This window comes from Shewanella sp. SM95 (assembly GCF_025653595.1).
GTDB classification, from domain to species: Bacteria; Pseudomonadota; Gammaproteobacteria; order Enterobacterales; family Shewanellaceae; genus Shewanella; species Shewanella oncorhynchi.
In genome coordinates this window covers 1-18,450 of sequence record NZ_JAKKSE010000029.1, presented here as the reverse complement: position 1 = coordinate 18,450, position 18,450 = coordinate 1, and the positions used below count along the sequence as shown (strand labels likewise).

The 18,450-nt window shown below is 44.5% G+C and carries 15 protein-coding genes and 1 pseudogene; 2 read left to right on the top strand and 14 right to left on the bottom strand.

The features are described from left to right. Positions 1 to 53 precede the first annotated feature (53 nt). From L5M29_RS21135 to L5M29_RS21120, 4 genes are all read right to left on the bottom strand, one after another. The gene (locus L5M29_RS21135) at positions 54 to 587 is read right to left on the bottom strand and encodes a hypothetical protein (RefSeq protein WP_263169913.1); all 534 of its coding nucleotides are present in this window, start codon (positions 585 to 587) and stop codon (positions 54 to 56) included. Positions 588 to 1,421: 834 nt separating this feature from the next. Then, positions 1,422 to 1,991: a reverse transcriptase domain-containing protein gene (locus tag L5M29_RS21130; protein WP_263169951.1), complete on the bottom strand. Its 570-nt coding sequence runs from the start codon at positions 1,989 to 1,991 to the stop codon at positions 1,422 to 1,424. An 86-nt stretch (positions 1,992 to 2,077) separates the two neighbouring features. Beyond that, positions 2,078 to 2,695: a hypothetical protein gene (locus tag L5M29_RS21125; protein WP_263169911.1), complete on the bottom strand. Its 618-nt coding sequence runs from the start codon at positions 2,693 to 2,695 to the stop codon at positions 2,078 to 2,080. A 726-nt stretch (positions 2,696 to 3,421) separates the two neighbouring features. Beyond that, positions 3,422 to 4,051: a flavin reductase family protein gene (locus tag L5M29_RS21120; RefSeq protein WP_263169908.1), complete on the bottom strand. Its 630-nt coding sequence runs from the start codon at positions 4,049 to 4,051 to the stop codon at positions 3,422 to 3,424. 255 nt (positions 4,052 to 4,306) lie between these two features. On the opposite strand from L5M29_RS21120, the gene L5M29_RS21115 reads away from it, so the two are divergent. Next, positions 4,307 to 6,700, top strand: a complete 2,394-nt coding sequence (locus tag L5M29_RS21115) for a fatty acid cis/trans isomerase (RefSeq protein WP_263169905.1) — start codon at positions 4,307 to 4,309, stop codon at positions 6,698 to 6,700. A gap of 51 nt (positions 6,701 to 6,751) precedes the next feature. Here L5M29_RS21115 and L5M29_RS21110 read toward each other — a convergent pair whose 3' ends face one another. The 10 genes and pseudogenes from L5M29_RS21110 to sirA all read right to left on the bottom strand — a co-directional run. Next, the gene (locus L5M29_RS21110) at positions 6,752 to 8,866 is read right to left on the bottom strand and encodes a M13 family metallopeptidase (RefSeq protein WP_263169902.1); all 2,115 of its coding nucleotides are present in this window, start codon (positions 8,864 to 8,866) and stop codon (positions 6,752 to 6,754) included. Between the two features lie 235 nt (positions 8,867 to 9,101). Then, the gene (locus L5M29_RS21105) at positions 9,102 to 10,385 is read right to left on the bottom strand and encodes a transcriptional regulator (protein WP_212599603.1); all 1,284 of its coding nucleotides are present in this window, start codon (positions 10,383 to 10,385) and stop codon (positions 9,102 to 9,104) included. Between the two features lie 221 nt (positions 10,386 to 10,606). Further along, on the bottom strand, positions 10,607 to 11,479 hold the full coding sequence (locus tag L5M29_RS21100) for an ABC transporter permease (protein ID WP_263169899.1): 873 nt from the start codon (positions 11,477 to 11,479) through the stop codon (positions 10,607 to 10,609). Further along, positions 11,476 to 12,516 (bottom strand): ATP-binding cassette domain-containing protein, encoded by a 1,041-nt coding sequence (locus L5M29_RS21095; RefSeq protein WP_263169896.1) that lies wholly within the window; start codon positions 12,514 to 12,516, stop codon positions 11,476 to 11,478. Before L5M29_RS21095 ends, L5M29_RS21100 begins: the two co-directional genes overlap by 4 nt. Continuing rightward, the gene (gene nosD, locus L5M29_RS21090; protein WP_263169894.1) at positions 12,513 to 13,802 is read right to left on the bottom strand and encodes a nitrous oxide reductase family maturation protein NosD; all 1,290 of its coding nucleotides are present in this window, start codon (positions 13,800 to 13,802) and stop codon (positions 12,513 to 12,515) included. Before nosD ends, L5M29_RS21095 begins: the two co-directional genes overlap by 4 nt. Positions 13,803 to 13,812: 10 nt before the next feature. Beyond that, complete coding sequence (locus tag L5M29_RS21085) at positions 13,813 to 14,304, bottom strand: nitrous oxide reductase accessory protein NosL (RefSeq protein WP_219251001.1); 492 nt, start codon at positions 14,302 to 14,304, stop codon at positions 13,813 to 13,815. 88 nt (positions 14,305 to 14,392) lie between these two features. Further along, positions 14,393 to 15,073 (bottom strand): tetratricopeptide repeat protein, encoded by a 681-nt coding sequence (locus tag L5M29_RS21080; RefSeq protein WP_249195574.1) that lies wholly within the window; start codon positions 15,071 to 15,073, stop codon positions 14,393 to 14,395. Between the two features lie 34 nt (positions 15,074 to 15,107). Then, a complete protein-coding gene (locus tag L5M29_RS21075) occupies positions 15,108 to 15,890 on the bottom strand; it encodes an FKBP-type peptidyl-prolyl cis-trans isomerase (protein WP_212599598.1) in 783 nt (260 codons plus the stop codon). Positions 15,891 to 15,975: 85 nt separating this feature from the next. Continuing rightward, complete coding sequence (locus L5M29_RS21070) at positions 15,976 to 16,416, bottom strand: rhodanese-like domain-containing protein (protein WP_028761786.1); 441 nt, start codon at positions 16,414 to 16,416, stop codon at positions 15,976 to 15,978. A 62-nt stretch (positions 16,417 to 16,478) separates the two neighbouring features. Further along, positions 16,479 to 18,176: pseudogene (gene sirA / locus L5M29_RS21065) on the bottom strand (dissimilatory sulfite reductase SirA); the annotation flags it as partial. A 128-nt stretch (positions 18,177 to 18,304) separates the two neighbouring features. Here sirA and L5M29_RS21060 point away from each other — a divergent pair. Continuing rightward, positions 18,305 to 18,450, top strand: a 146-nt coding sequence (locus L5M29_RS21060; RefSeq protein WP_263167883.1) for a transposase family protein, incomplete at its 3' end; no start/stop codon positions are given.

Genomic DNA, 18,450 nt, shown 5'->3' with positions numbered 1-18,450 from the left:
CTTGCGACATCGTCATGATGACGTCAATCATTATCCTTTTAGGATAAAATTACCTATTGAAGCTCAATCGACACCACATTGGTGACGCCTCTAGCTAAGGTTATCATGCCTGAGGTATAAAATTTGCTGCTGCTATTATCCTCGGCCTTCAAGTAATAGGCGCCGCTATTGATAATCATGGTTTCTGGGCGGTGCATCGTCATTGGCTTATCACTTAACCAACCATTACTGTCTACCGCATACAGGTAATTAGTACTTTCCATCGCCGCGCCACTGTCTTGATGGTATGCCAAAACCCTGACCATAGTCATACCCTTAGGATTTTTCTCCTGAGTAATAGAGCGGATCGCACCGCGTTCCGGAGACATCTTAGTATTCTTAGTAATATTGAATGATTCGGAATTATTCGAGTATTGCTGAGTCTGATGTTCGTAAGTGGGGATGGAACTACTACCGGAAGTGCCGCCTGAAGTACCAGTGCTAGCGATGCCTGCGATATCAGACACAGAATCGGCGATGTTTCTTACATCTGTACTCTTACAAGCAGCAAGACTTAAAACAAGGGTACATAAGATAATTTTTTTCATTGCGTTTAATCCATTAAATTATTGTCTATCCATAACTGCACATTGTATTAAGCGAGTTAAGCTCATCACAAAGTACTACTTAGGTAACCTATTATTACCAATGATTTTTTAAGTAGGGTAAATTATCAATGAGAATGTCATTAGTCAATAACTCAACAAATATGTAACCAATAAATCATAATGATTGAGACGATTTCACCATCTATCGAGAGTGATTGGTGTAATGGACGGCACACTACAATGATGCGATCGCATTGATCAAATAACGCGATAATTTGTTAGCTTGGCTGGCTAACCTTTGCCAGTTGAGCGGCGAATAATAAACCCCAGTTTTTTACTGAGGTTTATTACGTTACGCCGTATTTCACTTTTTGTGGATACATCCACTAAGTAAATTTGCTTATCCAAAGGTTATTTGTTGCTTAAGCAAAAGATTAAAGTCGTGGGTCTTCAACCCACACCCGACCAAGAGGGGATCAACAGCAATCCCCTCTTGCCTCTTCGTTAACAAGAGTCCTTGCCGCCCCTAGCGAAGTTACATGCATTAGATACTAGCCTTGGTCTTATGGATAAATGGCTATAGCTTCCGATGGTACATCCTGTACCCCGAAAGCTAGCCGGTCGTCCATGACCGGACTCACGCAATTTATTCCAACGCCCCGCGGCAACTTCGCAGGAGAAGGGTGTAACCTTTAACCTCTGAACTCTTTCTTGAACATAAAAAATAGTTATATTTATCAATTTAGAATTAACATAAAGATCTTAGCTACTTTTCAATAACCATTTGAAATCTTTTCCATAAAGGTTTTAATTGTCTTTTTATTGATTTAGAGTTCATAATATTATATTAGCGGCTCGATAACCATAAGATAAAAAATTTCGTTGGCCACGGTGAGAATATAAACAATGAAGCTTCCTTTTATACAACTTAGTTTGTGCAGGTTCACCTTTTGACAATCTGATTTTATTTTCTTTTTCCATTGTCATTTTTGCCAGTTTAATTCCACCTTTCATTTTTTCAGAATATCTTGAAAGAGATGCTGAACGCAGGTAAGCAGATGTACCATCAAATAAAAAACCAAGATACTGTAAAGGTTTTAACTTATCATTTTCAAAACTAACAACCTTATCTAAAATAACCTTAAAATCTCTAATTTCAGTTTTGCTTTCATTAATTTCAACTTTTAATAAACCAATCTCATTTTTAACATATTCTTGAACCTTATCCCTTTCTATTACTGGCACAATAAAAAGCATATCATCACAATAGCGAAAATATCTACCATTAATAGAATTAGCATATTCATTCATTTTTTCGTCAAAAGTAAGCATATATATATTTGACAATAACGCACTGATTGGTGAACCTTGTGGTATACCATTATTACTTTTATTTGATTCAATTAACCCTGCTTTTCTAACTTTTTCTCTAAAATCAATACAACTACAAATACGATGTCTTTGTTTAATTTTAGAATTACCTTTACCATCTAATTTGGGATTATATGGCGAATATCAAATATTTCAAACAACTTATCCCGATTTACTTCTGAGTATTTTGTCAGAGAGCGAAAAACTTTATAATGGTCATCAGGTAATTTTTCCAACTTTAATATGTTTGACCACTCTCTCTGTAATATTTTATGATCCAACGTGTTAAAAAATTTAGAAAAATCTAATGCTATAGCAGAACACTCTCTTTTGCTTTTTATATACATGAATGCATCGTGCGCAAAGTGGATATTACTTTTCCCATCTAGTTTTCTAAATGCCAACACTGCTTTATGTAAGTTTTTTTCTTGAAGTCTTTTTTCATAAATATCAGTTAACATTTCTGAATAATATGAATATATATGACTATCCATATGAGAAGAATATGCCACATCTCTAATTTTTTTCTTTATACTTATTTTATTTGTCTTTTGATCTTTCGATACTTTTTCTGAAATTACAGAATATTTTATGAAAGGATAAAACGCATGACTGCTTACAGCCTTTGGATTTAATACTATTTCTTTTGTTTTATCCAATGATACTTTTGAGTCGAAATGTAAATAACTTCTTTTTTTAAACCAAGAAGGAAGGTCTGAATCCGTAGGGATAAACATTATTACAAACCTCTAGTAAAACCGAAGAGAAATAGAAAAGCGGCCTTTCTGTATCATCCTCTTCGGCTTAACCAACTGGCCTAACCAATTATCTGACCTATTCAAAGGTTCGCACCGCTTATATTAGACTTACTATATAATATGATAAGAGGTGAAGAATATATGAATACTCTACCCGTTACGTTGATACATTTAGCTTTGTTCATGAACGAAGCTGAATGTATTTACATACTATTAGAAACCTTTACGACTCTACGTAAAGCGCATGAATCATAGTTAATAAAATTATTATAATCAATACTTAATCTAAAAATACGGAACGAACAACTCTTTCAGCTATCAACGGCCAGCAGACAACACTAAAACAACAGTGATACACCTTCCCCTGCGAAGTTGCTGAAGGGCGTTGAAGAAAATCGCGTGACGCAGACAGGACGTCTGCGTAGCTTTCGGGGGGAAGGGACGCCCCATCGGAAGCGTTAGCGATTTTCGAATAAGCACGAAGCCACTAATCAATGCATGTAACTTCGCTAGGGGCGTCATGGAGAATCCAAGGAGGATAGGACGAGCAGTCCTCCTTGGTCGGGTGTGGGGTGAAGCCCCACGACTTTGACTTTGATTTTAAAAAAAGCTTTAGATTGCTCTGCCATGAGATACCAAAACTCATAAGTCAAAAACTCAAACGAAGTTTAAAAACCCACAGCCCTGCGGCGAATGAGCAGCCCCCTACACTTGTGGTCTATGTAGATCGAAACGCAGATCTTCTGAGATCCCATAATAAGCCGATGGGCCGCCGGCACGTAATACGGGTTCGGCGAGGGCAGTTTGATAAATCCCCTCGGCATTGAGTAAATGCTTAGCAATATGCACGGCCACCACTTCACCTAACACTAACCAAGTATCGATCTTGTCGCCATTAGCGGCTGTTAACTGGATGCATTGGGACAATTTGCATTCGAAGTTTACTGGGCTTTCAGCCACTAAATCGGCCTTAACAATGATGCCAGCTTTAGCCGTGAGTCCGGCAAAACTAAACTCATCTTGACCGCGTGGCAGCATGGCGGAGGTTTGATTCATCTGCTCGGCTAAGCCGCGCGTGGTGAGGTTCCACACAAATTCGCCTGTTTCGACAATATTGGCGACACTGTCTTTCCAACCTGTGCTGGCAAAGCCGATGATGGGCGGTTTGTAGTTGAAACAATTGAAAAAGCTGTAAGGGGCGAGATTGCGCTGCCCCTCGACATTCCGTGATGAAATCCAGCCGATCGGTCGAGGCCCCACAATCGCATTTAAAGGATCGTGTGCAAGGCCATGGCCTTTGCTCGGTTCGTAAAAATAGCGGTTATCAGCAGTCATACTTCATCCTTTTGTTATTGCCACAACAATACTGGAGCAATTAATACAGCCATCACAGGTACGCTTTCATAGCCGCTATCTTACCCAAGTTTCGAGCAGCGACCAAAAGTCTGTAGGGCAACTTAAGTAAACTCCTTGAACAACATCTGGCTGCAAATTTCAAATCCAACACACTCTTCTGCTAAAGTGATACTTATCAGTAGGCTAAAAAGCCTAACTCTGCTAAATAGCATGCGGCAAATGAAGGAGCGGTGAATGGGCGCGATAAAAGGGGGATGGAAGAGGTTGTTGTTGGTCGCAGTGCTGTTGGCGACGGGTTGTGCCAGCGTAGCGCAAATCGATTTCAATAGCCTGTTTGGCACTAGCTCACCGCAAAAACGCGTCGAAAATGCACAGCTGAACGACCAATTTATTCAACAGGCCGAGTTTGTGCACAAAGAAGTCGAGCCTATTCTTAATAGCCGCTGCGTGGTATGTCATGCCTGTTACGATGCCCCCTGTCAGTTAAAAATGACCTCGAGCGAAGGTATAGAACGCGGGGCGAGTAAGGAAAAGGTCTACCAAGGCACACGCTTAGTCGCTGCCACACCTAATCGCTTATTTGTCGATGCCTTTACCCCTGAAGCTTGGCGTCAACGCGGGTTTTACCCCATGCTAAACGAGCGCGATCAAACCCCAGAAGCCAATACCCAAGCCTCGGTATTAGCCAGAATGCTCACGCTTAAGCAAATGCATCCCCTGCCCGAAGACAAGATTTTAGATAAGCGTTTTGATTTCAGCCTAGATAGGGTACAGCAATGCGCCAGCCTAGAGGAAATGGACAAATACGAGCAAAGCCAGCCCCTTGCAGGTATGCCTTATGGCTTGCCAGCACTGAATGCGAATGAACATCAAGTGTTGATGCACTGGCTCGAGCAAGGTGCGCCACTGCCGTTTGCACAAGCGCTTACACCTGAATTTATTGCAGAAATAACCCTCTGGGAGAAGTTTTTAAACGGCGACAGTTTAAAAAGCCAATTAAGTGCACGCTACATCTACGAGCATTTGTTTGCCTTCCATTTATATTTTGAGTCTTTGAATCAGCCGAACACCCAGCCTTTATTCTTCGAGTTAGTGCGTTCTCGGACGCCGCCGGGGCAAGCGCTGGATATTATCGCCTCCCGTCGTCCCTTCGATGATCCTAAGGTGGAGCGAGTCTATTACCGCTTTCGGCCTTATCGGGCAACCATAGTCGATAAAACCCATATCCCCTACGCTTTGAATACTGGCTTGCTGGATAACTGGCAACAATGGTTTATCGATGCGGATTACTCAGTCACTCAACTGCCGAGCTACAAGCCGAGCGTTGCGGCCAATCCCTTTGAAGCCTTTATTCAAATTCCTGCCAGTGCGCGCTATCGATTTATGCTGACCCGCGCCCAAGATACCATTATGGGCTTTATCAAAGGCCCAGTGTGCCGTGGTCAGGTGGCGCTCAATGTCATTAACGATAGATTCTGGGTGTACTTTGTGACTCCAGATTATATGGACGACACTGACTTTAGCGCCTTTTACCATTCCCAACTTGAAAACCTACGTATGCCTGCAGAGGAAGAAAGCACTGCATTAGCAGTAACTTGGGTGAAATATGCCGCCAAACAAGGCAAATATATGCGGGCGCGTAATCAATTCTTGAACGAGAAATTCAAAAACGGCCAGCACCTTACCATAGACGGACTCTGGGATGGCGACGACACCAATGATAATGCCAGCCTGACAGTGCTACGCCACTTCGACAATGCCACAGTGGTCAAAGGCTTAGTCGGCGAGCCCCCAAAAACGGCTTGGATTATCGATTATGCCTTGCTGGAGCGTATCCACTATTTATTGGTCGCGGGTTTCGATGTTTATGGTAACTACGGCCACCAGCTATTAACTCGCTTATACATGGATTTTTTACGTATGGAGGGGGAATCGAATTTCCTGACCCTGTTGCCGCAGGAGGAAAGACGCAAGCAGTTGAGTGATTGGTATCAAGGGGCAGGTACTCAGCTCACGGCCTTTATCGCAGGGGATATCAACACCTTTCATCAGCCTACGGGCGTACTCTACTTTAGTGACGATCTAAAGGGCGAACTGTATCAAAAACTCGGACAGAAGGTTGCTAAAGTTCAACCCAATCGATATCACATAGAAAACAGTAGCTTGCAAATACATAGCAAAGCACTTTTACACACATTAGATCGATTAAAAGGCACACAAGCGACCCTGTTACCTGAACTAACCATGATCATGGTGGAACCTGAAAAAGCGGGTAAAGCTGAGATATTTACCTTAGTTCGCAATAGCGCTCATCGGAATATTTCGAGCCTGTTTAATGAGGCGAGTAACCGCGAACCCGCTAAAGATGACGTCACTTTAGTGCATGGCTTATTGGGCAGTTATCCTGAGGCATTTTGGCAAGTGAAAGAACAGGACTTGCCTAACGTCGTGGCGACAGTAGAGAAAATGCAAACTGAAAAAGACTATGAAGCACTGTTAGATATGGTGGGTGTACGCCGTACCGATCCGAAGTTTTGGGCCTTTAGTGACAAACTCAATCAGATCTTTTTCGACAATCACCCGATAGAAAGTGGGTGGCTGGATTACAACCGACTGCAAAATCGTTAATAAAAAGGGGAACGTTAGTGTTCCCCTTCCTTTCAAATCAACGCAGTAAACTTACCAGATCTTAACGCGATCTTCAGGGGCTAAATACAGCTTATCGCCAGGCTTAACATCGAATGCAGTATACCAAGCATCTAAGTTACGCACGGTCAGCGCGCGGTACATGCCGGGGGCATGTCCATCGGTTACCACCCGAGCACGCAGGGCTTCGTCACGCATCTTAGTGGCCCAGGTTTGCGCAAAGCCGATAAAGAAGCGTTGATCACCCGTAAAGCCTCCAATCACTGGGGCATCTTTGTCTTTAAGCGAGGCATGGTAAGCATCATAAGCGGCGGCTAAACCTGCTACGTCGGCAATGTTTTCACCTAAGGTCAACTTGCCATTGACGTGTAAATCAGGGAAAGGCGCATAAACATCAAACTGCTGCGCTAACGCATCTCCTTGCTTATCAAATTGAGCAAAGTCAGCGGGCGTCCACCAGTTACGCATAGCGCCAGTCGAGTCGAATGCCGCGCCATTGTTATCAAAACTATGGCTGATTTCATGACCAATCACAGCGCCAATCGCGCCATAGTTGTAAGCGGCATCGGCCTTAGCATCGAAGAATGGCGGTTGCAAAATACCCGCAGGGAAGTTAAGCGCATTCTGCACGGGCAAATTCACCGCATTCACCACTTGCGGCGTCATCCACCACTCGCCTTTATCCATTGGTTTGCCAATCTTGGCTAACTGGTGGCTGTACTCCACTTTTTCGCCATTGATGGCATTGGCGTAGGCATTGGTCGCAGTCACTGCATAGCTGTCGTAATTGCGCCATTTGTCGGGATAACCCACGCCCACTGCCATAGTGGCCACTTTTGCTAGGGCTTCTTTCTTGGTTGAAGGGTCCATCCAATCGAGTTTTTCCACTCGCTGACCGAAGGCGGCCACTATGTTATCCACCATAGTGCTGACTTCTGCTTTGGCCGAAGCGGGGAAATATTGCTCGGCATAGGCATGGCCTACGGCATCACCTAAATATTGGTCGAGTGCTGCTAAGGCACGTTTATCGCGGCTGCGCTGCTCTGGCGTGCCAGAAAGCTTAGTGCCATTAAAGGCAAACGAAGCGTTGTCGATAGCCGATGGCAACACATCAGCATGGCTGTTGATATGGTGGAACACGAGCCAATCTTTCCATGCTTCTAAAGGCTCAGAGGCCACAAGCGCAGAAAGTCCCGTAATCGCCGTTGCATGGTAGGCCGCAAATTTAGGCTGATTGCCCAGTTGCGCCGCCGCTAGAAAGGCAGTCCAATCGATGCCCGGAGCTTTGGCATCAAAGTCAGCACGGCTCCATACACCCGAAGACTGAGTAAAATCTTCGCTTGCTTCACGGCTGGCGTGGGCTACGGCAATCTTGTTTTCAAGGGCAAAAATACGATCGGCACGGACAGCGGCCTCGCTCACACCCGCATCTTTAAGCAAGGTTTCAATGTAAGCGCGGTAAGCGGTGCGAATGTCGACCATTTTAGGATCGGCAGACAGGTAATATTCGCGCTCTGGTAAGCCTAAACCACCCTGTAAAAAGTAAGGTAAGACTTCGCCCGGCGTGGCTAAACCTTGGGTGACGAAGATCCCAAATAGGTTTTCGCTATAAAAGTCAGTCGCGTTGAGAGGGTCGACATCGGCGCGCAGATTTCCGCCTAACGCCGCAGATAAATCCTGCTTGCTCGCAATGGCCTCATAACGGGCAATATCCGCCTCGGCAGGCTTCATTCCTGCGGCATCAATAGCAGCGGTATCTGTGTAAGCCTTGTAGAAATCGGCGATACGCGCTTCGTCGCTTCCCGCCGCATGTTGCGCTTTCACCAGATCGGCAATCAAACTGGTTTTATGCTTTTCGGTTGCTTCAAAGGCAACGAGGAAAGCGCCAGTGCTGGAGCGATCGGCGGGGATCATCGTCGTTTTCATCCATTCGCCATTGGCGTAGGTATAAAAATCATCCCCTGGTTTTACCGTTGGCGTCATAGCCGCGACATTAATGCCAATCGGCATTTGAGCCGCAATGTCTTGACTTTTTGGTGCGTTTTCGCTGGTTTTTACGGTGTTTTCTGTGGTGTTATCACTGCAAGCAGTGAGCCCAGCCAGTACTGAAGTTGACAGTAACAGCACGGGAATAAGACGGTCCGACATGAATGACTCCTCTCTTTTTTATTATTGTATTTATAGTGTGATTGCTAAGTTTGGCAGTGTAACTGGCACTGAATGAAGAAGTAAAACAAAGCCAATTTTTATGATAGAAAGTTAATGCAAACAATTTGAGCCAGACGCTTAAACACGCAGCTTAGCATCATCACGACCGCGCTCAACTGCAGGCACAAAAAAGCCGACGCTATGTCGGCTTAATCAAGTTTGGCTAACGACTACTTTATAATTTGATCTGAGTGTACTGAGTCCACGCAAGTACTTGTCCCATCTGAGGAATGATCCATACTGCCGTGTGCTCATTTTGATAAACACGATAATAAAATAAATCTTCATCACGGATATCATGCTTACGAATTTCACGGTAGAACTGCATAGCAGAATGGCTGACTTCATCCGGTTTTGTCAGTTCTTTTTGTAACACTTTAACGTGAAAAACATCGACTTTAAGGTCATCAATTGTGGTCTGGTACTGCTCAAACTCACCGCGGATAGTGTATTTAATCGGCGTCGTTAAACAATCTTGATCTGTAATACAGGAGGTCGAATAAAACTTACCCTTATTTTGCCCTTCATAGACCAGAGACATACTGAGATCGTTACGAACTAAGAGTTCGCCCGCGACGGGAAAATAAATATCCGCATGGTAATTATGCTCAAGTAACTCACCCATTCCTTTATCATCCGCAGGGAGGACAATACGGTTATAGCGAATGCGCTGCTCCATTATTTGGCTCAGCGGAATAAACTCCGCCATATTTAATCCTGCGGGTTTTGCATCTATCGCCGTGATATTGATGATGCCGTGACCACTGCAGGCATCGGCGTCCAGCTCAGGGCAAATCGCCATCGAATAATTTTTGCCATCTGTTGAGGTAAATGCACTGAAGTAATTAAGGTTATTGATGTGATTTCCCTCTGGCGCTAAATGTTTTTGCCACCATGAAGGATGTAAACGATCCTCATCACCAATATAGAAGGTTCGCGCCGTCCCCAGCGTGCCACCAATATTGAGGCTGATATATTTATCGGCATGCCACTTAGCCACCTGTTTAACCACCGCATGGTGGTCGCTCACATACCAAACGATTGCCAAGATAGCGCACAAAAGGGCAATACCAGCAACTTTAGTCCAAACCGACACCCCCACTAAGGCATCACGAATTGCATTCGCATCATTGATCGCCAGCATCTTTACATGGGATTGTTCAGAGATATGCAATTGATACCCGCGGCGTGCCACGGTTTTAAGCTGCACTTCGGTATAGGGTTCGAGCTTTTTACGTAAGGTACTGATGCATTGCGTTAAAGAGGTAGGAGCAACCACCCTTTCAGGCCAGCCGACCTGCAGCAATTCTTCCTTAGTAAAAATGGCATTCGTGGATGATAACAGCAGCACTAATAAGGCCGTTTCGGAAAAAGTCAGGCTGATGGTTGCCCCATTCACATGATCGACTAATTCCTTAGCCTGTTCATCTAACATTAAATAAGATGTGATTTTATGCATGTTAAACGCCTGAAAGATCAGCCAATACTGATAAAGTTTGATTACACTAACAACATGCAATCATCATGTGACATTGTTTCTTTCCAAGAAAACGATGATATGCAATCACCAAGTCAAGATGGTTTATTTTACCTTTTAACAACATATAAGAGTGTGACTCTATACTCAGTTTAGTCATTGTTTAATAAGTACAAAGTTAGACTAATACAGAGGTCGCTAAACTAGATTTCTTGGTATTTAAAGATCCAAGAACAACACAAAAGTAATGCACCAATCCAGCCACCCAGCAAACCATACATTAAGGGTAAGCCAAGCCCAGTTTGAGCAAGCAGAGTGAGACTACTTTTAGCCGCGAGTGTATCCGAGGGAGTCACGAGTAAATTTAAAGCACGGAACAGATCAGTAGGATTCAACAAAATCAGTAGATTGAATACTGTACGATTAAACATCTCACTCATTCCAACCACAGCACTGAGTAAAATAAGATCATAAACCAGCACAAACACAAACCATAAAATGAGTAATATCCCCAGTGCCTTGGCTTTTTCTCGCACACACAAGCTAACCCAATAACCCAAGAGCACGAACACTAATGACAGCAAAATACTGCTCATAATCAAATGGATAAACCCGATAACTATGGATAACTGGGCCTGAGTATCGCCCAGTGATATGAGTATCAATCCTGTTAAACCAAAGCCCAAAATGCAGGCAATGGTCATCACGCAGGCATGGCCTAAAAACTTGCCGCACACCAGATGCCAACGTGCTAATGGATAGGTCAGCAGTAACAACAGAGTGCCGGATTCTTTTTCACCAACAAAGCTGTCATAACTCAATAAAATCGCACCTAAAGGGAGCATAAATACCGATAAAGTGACTAACCCAGAAAGGATCTGGGCAGGCTCAAATACCACTAAGTTGCCGGACACAGCGCTGCCCATAAAACTCACACACAGAGATAGCAGCAACAAGATTCCCGCCATCATCCATAACCAACGATTACGTAAATTATCCTTAAACTCTTTGGCGGCTATGGTGCTCACTATGCTCAGAGCACTTAAACGATGGTGCAAAACCTCGGAACGGTTCATAGGACTGATTCCAAATTAATCGCCTGATTTATATCTGTTATGTTAATAGTCTTTGTGGGCATTATTGGCGACTGAAGGGGGCAAAGACTTTCCATGTAATGATGAAACACACTCTGCAAACTAGGAGGTTCAATAGAAAAATCCCCCACGGGCACTTTTTGTAATAAGTGATTTAACACGGCTGACTTTTGCTCCTGTGACACAGCGAGCGTGAGTCCCTGCCCCGCGTTTGCCTTAACACATGCCGCTAAAATAGGATCCGCTAGCAATGCTTGCCTTTGAGTATTAGATAGAAAATGCAACAAGATATGATTTGGCAACTGAGTCGCCGCCCTCAGGGAGGTTAAGCTTCCCGAAGCCAACATTCGTCCTCTACCTAAGATCAAAGCACGATCCATCTGATCTTGTACTAATCCCAACTCATGGGTACTGATAATAATGGCGCAGCCCTGCGCCCTGAGCTGAGCGATTTTTTGATACAGGAAAGCCGATGCCAAGGGATCTAAGCCAACTGTCGGTTCATCGAGTAACAGTACCTTAGGCTCAGCCAATATCGCCTGCGCGAGCCCAAGACGTTGCCGCATCCCCTTAGAAAAAGTACTCAAACGCTTATCTTTAGCGGCCTCTAAACCAAATTCAGCAAGTAATTCATGCACTTTAGGCAAGGCAACGCCCTTAAGCTTAGCGAAATATCGCAGCAGCTCATTGGCGGTCATATTGTCATAAAAACTCACATTTTCAGGTAAATAGCCTAAAGACAAACTCTGCCGCACTTGTTGGGAGCTCACACTATGACCTTGAACTTGGAGCAGGCCACTTGTGGGGGTAAGTAATCCCAAAATAAGCTTGAGTAACGTAGATTTACCCGCACCATTATGCCCAAGGAGTGCGATCACTTGACCCGCTAACACCTCAAAACTCACATCATCCAGTGCCTTAAACTTGCCATAGCATTTACTGATATTTGTCGCTTTAACAACCACATCAGCATTCACTACAGGCTTATTCGCTGAGCAGGTCAAAGTTTGATGATTCATCGCGAACCTCCATCAATCAGTACATGCGCGCCACTTTGCATTAGGGGAAAACTATCACTTATACCGCTCGTCACTTGGGGCTTAAATTGGCGTTCCACCCAACGCAGTAACAACACAACGGGGCTTTCCATCAACAGTTTGGCTTCAGGATAAAGCCAAAACAGTTTATCTAAACTGTCATTCGGCCTATGGACAATATCCCCGAATCCATCGCCATTCAGATCCCAACCTTGATATTCCGACCAGTAATTCCCCTGCCCCTGATAACTCCATTCAAGTTGAGTTTCTCCGACATATTTAACTTGGGTTTGATTGGCCATAATACGATTATGCCAAAGGCGATTTTCCTCTCCGCCCATGGCCATACTGATCCCGGTATCGCTGTGGCTAAACTCGTTATCTTGAATACGGTTATGTTGAGCGGCGTAAATAAAAATACCTTTCCCTTCATTGCCAAGCTCCACAGTGCCCTTAGGGTTATGGATTTGACTCGCAACATTGGCTTGCACATGGGATGCCTCAGTAATGTTGAGTAAAATGCCAAAGTCCCGCGCCTGAGTCACACGGTTGTGGTGCAGGTAAATATTGGTTGAATTCATTAGGGCATAACCGCCATCGACAGCAATCGCTTGGTTTTGCCACGCTTCGTCGGCTTGGGTATACATGTAGTGAATGCCATATTGCAGCTCAGTGAATTGATTTTCATAAATGCGGCTGTGGGTAACGGACTCTAAATACACACCATCACGGACAAAAATCAGCTGATTTCGGTCAATTTGTGGCGAATTAACATGCTTAAGATAAATGCCATCACCCCGATCAAGCACATGAATGGCGCCGTTACCACTAATACTATTGTTCGTGATGGTGGGCGAGTTTAGCTGTTCGCCATAAATACCAAAACCATCACCCACCAAGCGGTTTCCCTTAATCTGCACATGATCCGCCCCTTTTTTGAGTAAAATGGCGGCATCACGGTAATACAGATCCCGTCCCCAGTGGCGGATATTTAGCCCCTCAATACTCACCTGAGGTGCCTCAATGACCAACGCACTGCCTTGGCGCAGTGCATCTAATGTCGCGCCTATTTCCCCCTTTAGCGAAATGGATTGCGTCACCTTAAAGGAGCCTTCATACACCCCAGTGGCTAGCACTAAGGTGTCACGGGCTTGAGCTTTGTTAAGGGCAAGGGTGAGTGAATCTGTATCTGTTACCCGAATGAGTGCAGCCCAAGTACCGAAAGAGGCAAAGCACAGCAGCCAGATAAGGACGAGACGCAGCTTCATCATCACAACCTTATTTATCACCCGCGAGCAGTTCTAGGGTGATGTCATCAAATCTCAGCACTCGGCCACCGTATTCCTTAGCAAAGGCTTCGGCGGCGGCTTTAGTGCTAAAAGGGGCAACGGCAGGTCCCATCACAGCTTTCTTGGTCGTACCGTAAACATAGAAGGCACTTTGAGCATCAATAAAGGCGCCATCGTCTGGCTGATCCCAATCGGTCGTGCCCGCGTCATGCACCATCATGTAATCAATTTGTCTTTTATTTTCAGGCTGTAATGCAAAGTTAAACATATCGCGAGCCGAACAAAACTTAGGTACCGTTTTCTCAGCCTTGAGGTGCACTTGCCCTTTAGGTCCGGGATATTTAGTGATCACCATGCCGCATAAATGGCAACGGTCATGCTCGTGGATCATCTCGGCTTTATGAACATGGTCTGTGGCCTCGCTTTTATTACAGCCAAATAGCAAGGGCACTAACAGCAACAATGCATAGTATTTCTTCATCCTATTTATCCTTTTATTAAAATATCAACGCCTCGCCAGATTCCTTGCAGGGACAGATCTTTACGGCGAGGGTTGATAGAAACGGGTTTCATCTTTCATTCATTTTGCTTTGTGCTTTTGCAATCGCATTATCGATTGCTTCACGGTTGATACTGTCCCCATGGTGTTTGAGCAGGAGCTGCCAATGGTCAATGGCCTCTTGGTTACGAGCATGCAAGTAAGCATCTGCCGCGAGTAACATATGGGTTTGAGGCTCAAAGGGAGAAAGTGCTAATGCTTTGGCAATCACCCCTTGGGTTTCAGGTGTCATTTGCCGAAGCTCGCGGTAATAAAGCGCGTTAGCTTTTGCCCCTAACACTTCGGCATCATCTCCCCCTATTTCGAGTAATTTATCTAAGGTCAGCACCGCATCTGAGTACAAACCTCCCGCATTGTAAGCCTGAGCTAATGACATAAGTGCCAAGGTGTTTTGCGGCTCACTCTGAGCCCAACGACTGGCTTTGGTGATCTCGGCCGCCACTAAATAATCAATATTTTCATCAAGCCGACCTTGATCCCAATCCCTAAAACGGCCTGTTTGACTGTAGATAGCAAGGGTCAGCAGCACTAGAACGATTCCCATCGCAAAGGGCACTTTGCTCGACATGTTTGGCAACTGTGCGATTCCCATGACTAGGTTTAGACGCATGTGCTGCCAATAAATGTAAGCAACAAACAACAGTAAACTGATGCCAATGCCTAGTCCTAAGCTCACCATTCCAGTCTCCATTTCACTCTCCAAACAACTCGTTTTAGGAGCCAGATTAACCGTGTGCAGGCATCATCTTTTTATTTTTCATCTCTTTCATTTCGCTGGGTTTCTCAATATTTTTCAGTTCAATTTCAAAGATAAGTGCTGACTCTGGAGGGATAATACCTACGGCTTCAGTGCCATAGGCAAGGCTTGCAGGTACCACAAAACGGTATTTAGACCCCACAGGCATCAACTTTAATCCCTCTTCCCAAGCGGGGATCACCGACATTAATGCAAACCGAGTGGGCTCTTTACGTCCAACCGTATTTTCAAACTCAGTCCCATCGATAAGAGTGCCAACATATTCCACTGTGACCACATCTTCTGGATTGGGTTTATGACCTTTACCTTGGGTTAAGACTTCATATTGAAGACCAGAGGCGGTGACTTTAACGCCAGACTTTTTTTGATTTTCAGCAAGATATGCCGCACTTGCCTTTTTAGTTTCTGCCATTTGTTTTTCAGCAACGACAGTTCTTGCGGCATTGAGTTGTTCTGCTCTTTGGTTCAGGTAGGTCAGCACTTCTTCGTCGGTTAATTGCTGTTTATCTTTAAGCGCATCCACAAAACCTTGCACGACTAAGTCGACATTCACCTCTGAACCCAATTCAACTTGGTTGTAGACTTGACCAGAAATGTAATTACCAATAGAAGCGCCAATGCTGTAAGAGGTTTTATCTGCATCGGTTTTCAAACTTGTGCCAGCAAAACTGGCTACCGAAACAAATAATGCGGCGCAAGTCGCCACTGTGATGCTTTTGGGGATAAAAGAAGCTGGCATACGTGTTTTCATTTTATGTTCTCTACAATGTTAACCCTGTGGGTTTCGCCTTTTGGCCCTGCAAACCAAACCGATAAAACATCGGTCCTGTGTGTTACTAAGGTTTTTCTGTTACTCGACCTGACATACGCCAGCCATAAATGCCATCGGCCATATGACGCACACCTGTGTAACCTAGCTTCATGGTTTCTCTCGCCGCCATATTGCTGCTGGTGCAAAGGCGGTTAGCGCAGTAAAACACCATGACTGCATCTTTATTCTTTGGAAGTAACTCTCTCCAATTCTGAACATTGAAAAAAACTGCTCCGGGGATAAAACCTTCTGCCCATATCTCCAGTGTATTTACGTCGAAAAAATAAACGCCTTGTTTGCCGACTAAGGTTTCCGCTTCCATCATCGAAATGGGATTTAATTGGATTTCGTTATAGGGCACTTCAGACATTTCTGAGCCACCACCGGCGATGACTGGCATAGCAGTCACGCCTAAGGCCAACACCATCAATATTCGGCTTACACTTTGACGAAGCATGTTATGCATAATTAGGCTCTCATATTCCCCGACACCCAAAGGTGTCGGGGATAACTAGGACTCAAGTTAAATTATATTTTCTTCGCACTCAGCGCATTACCATCAATAATGGCTTGGGCTTGGGTCACATAGGTCAAGGCGGCATCTAAGCGTTTTTGTGAGTAACGCGCACCATGAACACCCCATGAACCATCGGCTTTAATCAGTTTGAGGACATCTTGAGCTTTATCGGTCAACAACAGCACTTGCGTCTTATCTTCTACCGATAACTTCGCCATATTGGGCGACTTATCGATGCTAATAAGGGCTTTTTCTACTTTGGCATAGGTTTCTTTCACTGGTTTTTGCCACTTCTGAACTTTGCCGTAGATTTGCTGTTGATCTTTAAAGTGCAGACCCTCACCCAACTTAGATTGGAATTGGCTATGGCAACCTTTGTTATCCACTACATCGTGATCAGAAGCGGAAGTACGAGCACAGGTCCACATGAGATCGAGGTAGTTATGGCCATTTTCGTCCTTCGCCACAGTCCAGCCCTTAGTGGATGAGTCGCGAGACTTACCTTCAGGTGGGTTAAGCGTCTTACGCAATGGATCGACATCGATTTTCCACATGTGCGACTTACGAACGTTGTCGAAACCGGCCATATCAGGGAACTGGATCGCGGTGAAGTTTTCACAACTACCCATGTTTGGCATGTGACAGCTTTGACAAGTTTGTTTACTGTGGGTCTTGGTATTACTCGCAATTTCAGCCTGTGCCGTATGGCAATCGGTACATTCTTTGATGAGTTTTGGTTTAGTAATACCGGATTTCCAATCACCATCAGTCACTTCGTGTGGATCATGACAGGTAGAACAACGCATACCCTTATCGTAGTGAGATGAGGCAAACATTTGCGAACCTTCTGTACCACAAGATGGGCACGAAGATTTCATCTTCACGTTAAAGGCATATTCCAGTTTTTCTTTACCCTGTGGGGTTTGCGCAAGTTCTTCTACGAAGTTAAAACGCTGGTGACAACGCTCACAGTTAGAAGGCATACCACCACCGATACCGCCGTCTAAATGACCACCTGCGCCATGACACTCTTCACAGGTAATACCGAGTGACACTGTATGTTTTTGGAGCTCTTTAGGATTACCAAGGGCTGCAAAAAACTCATCTTTAGTTTTAAAATCAAACTTAAAGGTGTGGCACATTTCGCAATAGGAACTCGCAGGTTGGAATAAGAATTCCTTCTCGTATTTAGCACCATAGGAGCTCATACCCCATTGGTGTGAACCACTCGCGCCAAAATCTTCCATTTTAGTTGGAAATTCAGGAATAACTTTCTGAATTTTCTTCGCCATTTCAGGGGTTAACCATTCAGCCCAACCACGGGAGAATTGGTTACCACCGGCGACCATAGTGCCAGTACCATCTTTGAGTAAACCGTCTTTTACATGGAAAGTACCGCGTACTAAGTAGCTATCGATAAAGCCGTATTTGGTTCTTGGTGTTCCCACAGTCGCATAAATTGCATCAGGGGTAATGCCGTCTGGCAGGATAGAAGTATCCTTAGTGCCATACATAGTTTTGTTTAAATCGTTATCGACTTCAGGATGGCTACCCGGGAAACGTAAGGTTTTTGAATGGCGTGAACGTTTCCACTTTTCATATTGTGGACCGTGGCACTCACCACATTTTTCAGGACCAACAAACTTATTTGGGAAATCCAAAATCGACTTGGCACCGAGGCGATATTGCAATGCCATAGGGCGATTGCCCTCTTGATGTTGGCTATATTTTTGGCAGGGCAAGATCGTGAATATATTTTAACCGTTTTGAGCTAAATTTGACGGACGGCATCGATTATGATCTTATGCTCTCTTTTTCTTATAGAGAGCATAAGAGCATGTACCTTGAAGCCTTCACATCACATTTCAACTCGATTGCTGACAGCCGACAATCTGCCAAAGTGACTTACCCGTTACATGATGTATTGTTCGTCACTCTGTGTGGTGTGATTGCTGGCGCCGAAGGTTGGTCTGAGATCCACGA